Source organism: Sarcina sp. DSM 11001 (assembly GCF_900101015.1).
Taxonomy (GTDB): domain Bacteria; phylum Bacillota; class Clostridia; order Lachnospirales; family Lachnospiraceae; genus CAG-791.
Window position 1 is genome coordinate 1 of sequence record NZ_FNFZ01000057.1, and the last position, 7,043, is coordinate 7,043.

Here is a 7,043-nt window from a genome sequence, read left to right on the forward strand (position 1 = left end):
GTAAACCCGAGAACTGGCTGTGTTCCGTTTGAATTTACCTTATCCTGAATAATACACTATTATTTTCTGTTTTCATACCTTAATGTCATTGGGACGGTTCTTTGTCTCCGAACCGTCCCCTGTCGCCTCTCGCGGATGCGGAGGAAACGAAGAACCGCCCCGAAGAACCGTCCCTTTCCCTTAACGGAATTCAAACCTGAATCAGACCATATATTCCGGAAAAAAGATAGACAACATACACAATCAACTGAAAATAGGGCAGCCGCGATCCCAGCTGCGCGCTGATTCTGACAGACAGAGCGCCCGAGAGGGCCAGCGTGATCATTGCAGGAATCAGGGAGGATGCAAGCGAGAAGAGAATCGCCAGGAGCAGGGCGCTGTGAACCGGGAGAAGAGCTGAGAAGCCCAGCATCATCATGAGCGGGGCGCAGGGGGAAAAGCCGTATGCCATACCCACAGCAAAAGAGGGAATCCTGCGGCTTTCAGCGGAACAACGGCGGCAGTTTTTACAGTCCTTCCGTTCTCCTGCCCAGGATCTTAACAGCCATAAAGAGATGATAATCATGGCCAGGGAAACCAGTCTGCGCAGGGGAAAGCCTGCCAGTTCGCCGTTTTCCGTGATCAGTGTATTGCCCAGCAAAGCGCCGCCGGTACAGACTGCGGCAACTGCCAGCATCTTTCCGATATAGAAGGCAGCAACCTGTGACATGGCATGACGCATGTTTTTTCCTTCGGACAGGACATAGGTTGTCAGAAAAGCGGATGCGGATGAGCCGCAGCCGGCTCCGCATCCGATCCCGACTGCGGCTGCGGAGGTAAGCGCCTGAGATAACAACATGGCTCAGCGTCTCCTTTCACATGCAATAAGCGCGGCTCCGATGGCACCGTTGAACTGGGGATAGGCTGCCACATAGACATCCCTCATCAGCTCATCCTCAAAGGCCCGGCGAAGGCCGATATTCATGGCACCGCCCCCGGTCATGAGGATATCGCCGCCCATTTCGTTTTTGCGGATCATTTTCACGATTCTTCTGGCCATGGAGGCATGCATGCCGGCGAGAATGTCCCTGCGGTCGTATTTCCTGGCTACAAGGGAGATAACCTCGGACTGGGCAAAGACGACACAGGTGCTGTTGATATCGCATGGAGCTTTGCTCTCCAGGGAGATAGGTCCCACCTGGTCGATCGTGGTTTCCAGAATCTGGGCAATCACCTCCATAAACTTGCCGGTGCCCGCGGCGCACTTGTCATTCATGGAAAAGTTCTTCACGCGGCAGCGATCATCCAGATAGATCACTTTGCTGTCCTGTCCTCCGATATCCACGATTAGACCGGGGCGGTACCCTCCGGGGGCAGTGATCCTGACGCCATATGCATGAGCCGTGATTTCACTGACATCGTCGTCGGCTGTTTCGAGGATTTTACGGCTGTATCCGGTGGCCATGGTGTAGTCAATATGTGAAATACCGGCTTCTCTGCACAGCTGCTCCAGCAGCTTCTTTGCCGAACCGTTGTTATCTATACCGGTAGACTTTACACCTGTGTTCAGCACTCTGCCTGTATGATCGATCAGGGCCGCCTTGAGATAAGTTGAACCGCCGTCCAGTCCTGCATATACACCCATGATGATTATCCTCCGTATTTGATCAGTTCGATGAAGGCTTCCACGCGGATTCGCAGCTGTTCCACGTCTTCATCGTTATAGTCTGTTTCCACCCGGATCACAGGAATCCCCAGCTTTCCCATTTCTTCTTCCAGATGCCGGTATTCATAGTCATAGACCAGGCAGCCCCGCAGCACATGATAGATCACCCCCTGGATCCGGTAATCCCTGATCAGCTGGCGGATCCTGTAGATTCTGCGCAGGTTGTCCGTAAAAGTGGGACAGGTGCAGGGCCGGGTCGCACGGTTGGCAAGCGCGCGTATCATTCCGTCCACGGTCCGGTCACAAACAGCCGGCGGGTCATAAAAGCCTCTTTCACCCATACAGGTTTCATCTGCCGCCAGAAGACCGCCCATGCTTTCGATCAGCAGCGGAAGCTTGAAATTGGGAAAAATAACGGGAGAGCCGGTGAGCAGGATCCTGGGACAGTTTTCTTTCACTGCCATTTCATTTGCTTTTGCCCGGCCTTCCAATTCCCTGTTCAGCGCGGATAACTGTCCCGTCCATTCCGGCAGCCAGCTGTAACTCAGGGCATTCATGAAAGCCATGGAAAAAGTCCCGCGAATGATCAGGGGGTTTTTCCTGCGCAGATCGATAAATCTTGACAACTGAAACTGGGCATCCGCAGTCATCTGGCAGGCGTCCGAAAGGCTGTCATAGTCCAGGGCTTTACCGGTGATCTGCTCCAGCCGGCTGCTGAAACGGTACAGTTCACCGACAAACCGCTCCATATCCTCGTCCCGGTCCCGGTTGGCAGGTACATGGAGAATGGCAGTGGGGCGCCGCTCTTCCAGCCATCCTGCCAGTTTCTTTTTGCAGTCGCAGGTGACCGGCACAGCCATCAGAGAGCAGTTTTGATAAACCGGCATCGTGCCGATTTCTTCAAAGCCCATGACTGCCTTCACCAGGGGACAGGCATCCCGGGGAGCCGTATCGTCGCCGATTCCAAAGGCCGTACTGCTTCCTCCGCAAAGCTTCACAGGCATTCCTCCCTGGGCATAGATGATTTCGGGCGGCACCATGACACAATAAGTGCCGACAGTGGGAAGGCCCTGCGGGCTCTGCACATCCTTCCTGTTTGAAAAAATGTTTTCCAGTGTTTCCAGGAAGGGTTCTATCGCATCAGGTTTATGGCTGAGCTCCCTGATCTGCCGCAGCGTCTTTTGCGCAGCCGCTGTGCTTTTTCTCTCAAAACGCTCCTGCTGCCGCTGCATTTTTTCTGCTGCTTTGTTTTCCCGCTCTAAGACTTCCTGCTGCCGCTGCATTTTTTCTGCTGCTTTGTTCTTCTGCTCTAAACGCTCCCGCTGCCGCAGTTGAGCGGGATTCATCGGTAAATTATTCCTGTTCTCATTCATTGCCCGCGGCCTCCTTGCCGGGTCAGGAAGTATAATCCTGCATAAATTTCATCCGGGACGCGGTACAGATCTTTTTCCCGGCCAGGGTCATGAACAGAGCCCCATCCTCCGGGCAGCGGCGGATACATTCTCCGCAAAAGATGCAGTCCGAAGTTGTCACATCAATAGACAGCTCGTTTTCCCCCTGCCGCACAGTAAATATAGACTTGATTCCCATAGGGCAGGCTTCGTAACAGGCTCCGCATTCCGTACAGGCGACCGCGTTTTTCCTGAGCCGGACCAGGCTGAACCGGTGAGGCAGCCCAAGCAGGTATCCCATAGGGCAGATATTGCAGAAACACCGCCGTTTAAAAAAGCCGCTCACAAGCACCGCGACCATCATGAAGCCGCTGAAATACAGGCTGGTCTTGAAACCTGCCAGCGCGGGTGACAAAGTAATTGCCGGACAGAAATCACAAAAGCTCCCGCCCACAAGTCCGATCCCCAGAAAGATCAGAAGCATGATCCATTTGATAAAGCGGAGCCACGCGTAAAGCTTCTCATTCAGCGGGATCCCCTCTGTATGTGTTTTCTGTCTCAGCTCATGAATCACATCCTGCACAAAGCCCAGGGGACAGACAAAAGCGCACAGCAGTCTTCCCAAAAGCAGGACACAGACAACAAAGCTGCCCGCAAACCAGAGGATCTCATCCACGGGCGATCCGGCCAGCACATCCAGGTGGCTGAACAGGTAGCAGCCCGCGCCCGTGCCCTGATCCAGATTGTAGGGACAGGATAGAACCGGCAGCTGGATGGAAGAAAATGTTGTCCCCAGAATCCTTCCTCCCCAGATCAGCAGCACGAAGCTGACGGCCATGATGATCCACCGGACCATTGAAAAGCCAAATCGCAGCCGGATTCGTCCTGAACCGAAAGCGGATTTTCCTGTCCGGCCTGCAGTCACCCCGCTTCTGCGATACAGGTGCTTTCTCAGCAAAATATCCAGAACAATACATATCAGAGAGATTCCGAGTATGATAGTGAAGGGCATCATTGCCTGCAGCCAGCGCAGGGATAATACTGTATTGTCCTCCCAGAGATAATGAAGCAGGTATGTGTGCTCCGCGTCCGGGTGATAGAGGAAGGTCACCCCGGAACGAAAATCGTTCAGTGACAGCGCGGAAGCAGAGCCGCTCCCGTCCGTCGTCAAAGTGACTTGCTCTCCGTCGTGAAGCAGGGCTGTAATCCCGACGTCGGTCAGGAGACTGCCGTTCAGGGTAAATGTGAATTTGCTCCGATCCGTCATTGCGGCTTCAAAGGGCAGGCGGCTGTCCAGAAAAGCATTGCCGCCGGACACATACTCCTGGGTATATTCCATGTCTGTCTTGGCTGCTTCGATCACCGTTTCGACCACCCCGTCTCCGTCAAGATCCGCCGTGTACGGGTCCCGGACCGCAGCCAGGGTTCCCAGGCTGTCCGCGGGAAAAGATGCCGCGCGCCCTTCCGGGATTTCAGCCATACCTTCCAGGGTCAGCCCGTAGGCTGTAACATCACTGCCTGCCCCGTGGAGAGTCAGGGCATCTCCGCTGTATGAAAAAGAAAGCTGCTGACCATCGTTCACAGACTGCAGAGATGCTCTTTCCAACGGCTCCTGCCAGGTGAAGAAGGGTATATCAGCAGCGAAATACGCCAGAACAGCTAGCACCAGAGCGGTCAGGAGCGCAGTCAGTATCTTCTTCGTTTTCATTGCGCGATTCTCATCCTTTCCTGATTCCTCTGGCGAAGCATTTCCCCAAAGGCCTCCAGGCGGATGCGAAGCTGTTCCACATCCTGCTGTTGATAGTCCGTCTCCAGACGAATCACCGGAACGTCATATTCGGAAGCCATTGCCTCAATCTTCGGCAGTTCAAAATCATATTCAATCTGGCCTTTCAGCACATGCCAGACGATTCCACTGACAGGAAGGCGGTCCAGCCTTTCCTGCACTGCGGACAACAATCCATTATTTGTGATCCAGGCCCCGGATGTTTCCATCCCCATACGAAGCTCGGCCATCCGCCCGAGAATCCTGTTTACAGAATGCCCACGAACCGCAGAGGGAATATCAAACTGCAAGGCCACTGAGTCCACCCGGTCCGCCAGATATAGTCCGGAGGCCTCCAGGAGGTTTGGCAGTTTTTCATTGGGGAAGATCACAGGAGACCCTCCCATCAGAACCCAGGGACGCCGGTCCTGCTGATGATAATACTGCCTGGTCCGGTTTCTGATCTGCATTGTGAGAGTATGCAGATGGTTCGCCCATTCCCGGCGGTCAGAAATATACCAGACGCTTTCCAGAATCATGTCCCTTAAAGCAGGAGACATGCACCCTGCGTCCTGCCAGGCAGTGTATTTGAATGCTGCCGCAGCCCGCCGGACCTGTTCCTTCTGCCGAATCGCCTGATTCAGCCTTCGGGCGGAAAAACGTACGCGGGTATGGGATGATACTATCTCCGCTGCCCTCTGCATTTCAGAAACCCAGGCAACCCTGGCTTCAGCAGTGTCGTAACGCGGCGGAATATCCGCCGCGACAACCTTGATTCCATTTTCCCGGAACAGGGATGCCAGCTTCCGGCGGTTATCGGAAGAAAGAACCATAACCACTACTGCATCCCGGGCAAGATTGAATCTGTCGTTCAACAGCCACCCGCAGGCGGAACGGCTGACCGGATCCGCGTCCCTGGGAAGCAGGGCGTCTGACCAGTGAGTCGTCTCCAGACTTCCTCCGAGAATGAAACGTGTGTGATCCGACAGTGCCATTGCAAGTTCCTGGGGAAAATCTTCCCCCAGAACGATCAGGGAAGGTTTTTCCTGATTCAGTGTCTTTGCGCTGAAAGAGCCTTCCAGCCTGTCAAGGAACCAGTCCACTTCCGGAAAGCCGCAGTGCTCCCGTCCTGCCTGCTCCAGTGCTGAGCAAATCTCTTCGTTCATTTTTTTCATTATTTCAGCTCCCGTAGGTTTGTTGATATTCAATAGCTGCATTTTCGGCCTTGGAACGGCCTTTCATGCATCGGGGAGAAAGCAGGATACAGTTATGATGGCAGCCTCCGCAGCGCAGCTTGGATAAGAACTGCTGCAGGGTAGGCACATCACCGGAGGGCTCTTCCTGCTGCTGCAGGACAGGCTCATCACCGGAAGGCTCTTCCTGCTGCTGTACGATTGCGCTTTCGGAGCTTTCTTTCAGGGCGGAATCCTCTTCTTCCTCTTCAAACTGAGTATTGCCGTAATCGGAATATGATTCAGTATTGTTATTGTTGTCCGGAGCTATATCCATATTCCGTCTTCTGCGCCGTCCGCCTCCTTTGCCGTGCCTGCCTCCCTGGGAGAACTGCCCATCGGAAACGCTGTTTTCAGAGTTATAATCCTGACTGTCATTCTTGTTTTCCGGCGGAAACAGCTGCTGCTCCCCTGTTGTTTCCTCCGGAGACTTCTCTGTATCCTCGCTGGCGACAATCGCAACCGGTGTGATCTGCCAGACTGCTGCTGCCTCAGCGGCAGGACTTTGGCCTCTCAAAGCCTGGGATATACTGCTGTAAAGCAGACACACACTGAATGTCCCTGCAGCAAAACAGGAAATAATTTTTCCTCTCACCACATAACCTCCTGTTAAAGACCGGTATCCCGGATGCCCGACTGCTGCGTCACTGCCTTACAAAATCGTCATAAGGGCAGCCTTTTCTCTGCAGCTTATTGGAGCAGATGGTTCCCGCGTCAATCTTCTTTATAATCCTTCTGATGAGTTTAGTCATATCAATTGTATTAAGGGGCGTAAAGGCATAAACCAGGTACACCTGAATACCTTTTATGACCTCTTAAATGACATTTTTCTGGATGCCGAGCTTCAGGGTATACGGGAAATGGACGAAAAAGGTGCCTTCTGCAGACTGCTTGGCAGACAAAAGGATTCTGGCAGAAAGCAGATCTTTATAGCCGACAGAGGCTCTACAACCTCCGCTGGAATCATGAAGTGGCATACCGATATCTGAAATATGCAGGAAACATGGTCC

At 53.5% G+C, this 7,043-nt stretch carries 7 protein-coding genes; all 7 read right to left on the minus strand.

Annotation, left to right across the window (positions count from 1 at the left end):
• Positions 1-190 precede the first annotated feature (190 nt).
• Positions 191-838, minus strand: coding sequence for a hypothetical protein (locus BLT02_RS16435; RefSeq protein ID WP_092998054.1), 648 nt, complete (start codon positions 836-838; stop codon positions 191-193).
• 3 nt (positions 839-841) lie between these two features.
• Positions 842-1,624: an acyl-CoA dehydratase activase gene (locus BLT02_RS16440; RefSeq protein ID WP_092998057.1), complete on the minus strand. Its 783-nt coding sequence runs from the start codon at positions 1,622-1,624 to the stop codon at positions 842-844.
• 5 nt (positions 1,625-1,629) lie between these two features.
• Positions 1,630-3,018, minus strand: a complete 1,389-nt coding sequence (locus BLT02_RS16445; protein ID WP_092998060.1) for a 2-hydroxyacyl-CoA dehydratase — start codon at positions 3,016-3,018, stop codon at positions 1,630-1,632.
• A gap of 22 nt (positions 3,019-3,040) precedes the next feature.
• A complete protein-coding gene (locus BLT02_RS16450) occupies positions 3,041-4,744 on the minus strand; it encodes a 4Fe-4S binding protein (RefSeq protein WP_092998063.1) in 1,704 nt (567 codons plus the stop codon).
• Positions 4,741-5,976: a 2-hydroxyacyl-CoA dehydratase family protein gene (locus tag BLT02_RS16455; protein WP_175453914.1), complete on the minus strand. Its 1,236-nt coding sequence runs from the start codon at positions 5,974-5,976 to the stop codon at positions 4,741-4,743. The genes BLT02_RS16450 and BLT02_RS16455 overlap by 4 nt, the downstream gene beginning before the upstream one ends.
• Positions 5,977-5,980: 4 nt before the next feature.
• Positions 5,981-6,628, minus strand: coding sequence for a hypothetical protein (locus tag BLT02_RS16460; RefSeq protein WP_092998069.1), 648 nt, complete (start codon positions 6,626-6,628; stop codon positions 5,981-5,983).
• Between the two features lie 220 nt (positions 6,629-6,848).
• A partial coding sequence (locus BLT02_RS17625) for a hypothetical protein (RefSeq protein ID WP_207649432.1) occupies positions 6,849-7,043 on the minus strand: 195 nt, incomplete at its 5' end.

Bases quoted from the DNA above. Each gene is read 5' to 3' on its own strand.
- BLT02_RS16435 (WP_092998054.1), bottom strand. From the start codon at position 838: ATGTTGTTATCTCAGGCGCTTACCTCCGCAGCCGCAGTCGGGATCGGA.
- BLT02_RS16440 (WP_092998057.1), bottom strand. From the start codon at position 1,624: ATGGGTGTATATGCAGGACTGGACGGCGGTTCAACTTATCTCAAGGCG.
- BLT02_RS16445 (WP_092998060.1), bottom strand. From the start codon at position 3,018: ATGAATGAGAACAGGAATAATTTACCGATGAATCCCGCTCAACTGCGG.
- BLT02_RS16450 (WP_092998063.1), bottom strand. From the start codon at position 4,744: ATGAAAACGAAGAAGATACTGACTGCGCTCCTGACCGCTCTGGTGCTA.
- BLT02_RS16455 (WP_175453914.1), bottom strand. From the start codon at position 5,976: ATGAAAAAAATGAACGAAGAGATTTGCTCAGCACTGGAGCAGGCAGGA.